Annotated in this window: 2 protein-coding genes and 4 tRNA genes; 5 read left to right on the top strand and 1 reads right to left on the bottom strand. The window is 44.6% G+C overall.

Annotation, left to right across the window (positions count from 1 at the left end):
* Window positions 1–106: 106 nt before the first annotated feature.
* The gene (gene coaA / locus L4D74_RS25035; RefSeq protein WP_428755110.1) at window positions 107–1,030 is read right to left on the bottom strand and encodes a type I pantothenate kinase; all 924 of its coding nucleotides are present in this window, start codon (window positions 1,028–1,030) and stop codon (window positions 107–109) included.
* Window positions 1,031–1,241: 211 nt separating this feature from the next.
* Here coaA and L4D74_RS25030 point away from each other — a divergent pair.
* The 5 genes from L4D74_RS25030 to L4D74_RS25010 all read left to right on the top strand — a co-directional run.
* Window positions 1,242–1,317 (top strand) — tRNA-Thr (locus tag L4D74_RS25030).
* A gap of 50 nt (window positions 1,318–1,367) precedes the next feature.
* A tRNA-Tyr gene (locus L4D74_RS25025) sits at window positions 1,368–1,452 on the top strand.
* A gap of 36 nt (window positions 1,453–1,488) precedes the next feature.
* A tRNA-Gly gene (locus tag L4D74_RS25020) sits at window positions 1,489–1,563 on the top strand.
* 11 nt (window positions 1,564–1,574) lie between these two features.
* Window positions 1,575–1,650: transfer RNA gene (locus L4D74_RS25015), tRNA-Thr, on the top strand.
* 102 nt (window positions 1,651–1,752) lie between these two features.
* On the top strand, window positions 1,753–2,222 hold a 470-nt coding region (locus L4D74_RS25010), incomplete at its 3' end, for a GTP-binding protein (RefSeq protein ID WP_428755108.1).

The raw sequence follows: 2,222 nt of genomic DNA, 5'->3' as shown, positions 1-2,222 counted from the left end.
ACCATAGAACCATAGAACCATAGAACCATAGAACCATAGAACCATAGAACCATAGAACCATAGAACCATAGAACCATAGAACCATAGAACCATAGAACCATAGAACCTATTTTCTCAAATACACCTTTTCCACACAGTGATTCGCGCCTTTTTCCAAAATCAGCTGCGCTCTTTCCCGTGTCGGCAGAATGTTTTGCACCAAATTCTTACCATTAATTGAGCGCCAAATGTTACTGGCCTTTTGCGCAGCTTCCGCCTCAGATAACTGGGTGTAGTGACTGAAGTAAGACCCAGGTCGAGTGAAGGCCCCGTGGCGGAACTTCATAAAACGCTGTACGTACCAATGTTCAATTAATTCACTGTCGGCATCGACGTAAAGCGAAAAGTCTAAAAAGTCAGATAAAAAGACCCTATGTGGGTCATGTGGGTAGTCCATGCCGCTTTGTAGAACATTTAGCCCTTCAATAATGAGGACATCGGGCAAGTCCACCACCTTTTCCACGTCAGTGATGTCATAAGTAAGATGAGAGTATACTGGCGCGACTACGTCGCGTTTGCATGCTTTAACGTCAGAAACAAACTGAACCAATCGGCGCATATCGTAGGATTCAGGAAAGCCCTTTTTGGCCATTAGCCCTTTTTCCAACAGCACTTTGTTGGGATACAAAAAGCCATCTGTTGTAATCAGCTCCACTTTTGGATGATTTTCCCAGCGACTTAACAGCGCTTTAAGTAAACGTGCCGTGGTACTTTTCCCTACAGCAACACTGCCAGCAATGCCGATAATAAACGGCGGCATATGTTCATTTTGTCCGAGAAACTCTTGTAACACTGAGTTACGTCGCTGTCTTGCGGCGACATAGAGGTTAAGCAAGCGCGAAAGGGGTAAATACACGTCAGTGGCTTCGCGCATGGTGAGGTCTTCATTGATGCCTTGAAGTTCTTTCAAATCTTCTTCTGTCAGTGTCATAGGTACAGCATTTCTGCGTGCTGACCATTGCTCACGACTAAAGGACATAAAAGGGCTCATAACTCACCAAACATCAAGGTTTCCATATAAAGAGTGCTGAACATACCTCAAGCGACGAATAAATCAAATAAATCATGCAACAGAACACGCGGAATTGATGAAAATTCACGCAAAAATGAGGTGAAAGAAAAGAATGTATAGGAAAAGCAATTTTTTTTTAAATTAACGGTTGCATCCACAGACTTCATTCAATAAAATGCGCTCCACTTATGCCGACTTAGCTCAGTAGGTAGAGCAACTGACTTGTAATCAGTAGGTCACCAGTTCGATTCCGGTAGTCGGCACCATTTTCTCCTTACCTAAGACGTAAGCAGATATTGAAAATGGATATAAGTATGGAGGGGTTCCCGAGTGGCCAAAGGGATCAGACTGTAAATCTGACGGCTCTGCCTTCGATGGTTCGAATCCATCTCCCTCCACCATATTCCTAAGGAAATAGCTCTTAGAGTTAACCTGTTGCGTGCATCGTATAATGGCTATTACCTCAGCCTTCCAAGCTGATGATGCGGGTTCGATTCCCGCTGCACGCTCCAACATTTCGAGCGCTGATATAGCTCAGTCGGTAGAGCGCACCCTTGGTAAGGGTGAGGTCCCCAGTTCAAATCTGGGTATCAGCACCAGCTCTCAAAGCAATTATTTCTTTTTGATATATACTTACTGCCAAACTATTTTGGTTGCGTGGTCATTTAAGCCACTTTAATCCGTACCTAGAGGGACAACTCATGTCTAAAGAAAAATTTGAACGTACGAAACCGCACGTAAACGTTGGTACTATCGGCCACGTTGACCACGGTAAAACAACTCTAACAGCTGCTATCTGTACTACACTTGCAAAAGTGTACGGCGGTGTTGCTAAAGACTTCGCATCTATCGATAACGCTCCAGAAGAGCGCGAGCGTGGTATCACAATCGCTACTTCTCACGTTGAGTACGATACTCCAGCGCGTCACTACGCACACGTTGACTGTCCAGGACACGCGGATTATGTTAAAAACATGATCACTGGTGCTGCACAAATGGATGGTGGTATCCTTGTTGTTGCTGCAACAGATGGCCCTATGCCTCAAACTCGTGAGCACATCCTACTAGGCCGTCAGGTTGGTATCCCTTACATCATCGTATTCATGAACAAATGTGACATGGTTGATGACGAAGAGCTACTAGAACTAGTAGAAATGGAAGTTCGTGAACT

The sequence above is a fragment of the Vibrio cionasavignyae genome, from assembly GCF_050337155.1.
Classification (GTDB): Bacteria; Pseudomonadota; Gammaproteobacteria; order Enterobacterales; family Vibrionaceae; genus Vibrio; species Vibrio nomapromontoriensis.
Note: the sequence above shows the minus strand (reverse complement) of the source record. Positions and strands in the feature narration are given on the sequence as shown.

Bases quoted from the DNA above. Each gene is read 5' to 3' on its own strand.
- coaA (WP_428755110.1), bottom strand. From the start codon at position 1,030: ATGAGCCCTTTTATGTCCTTTAGTCGTGAGCAATGGTCAGCACGCAGA.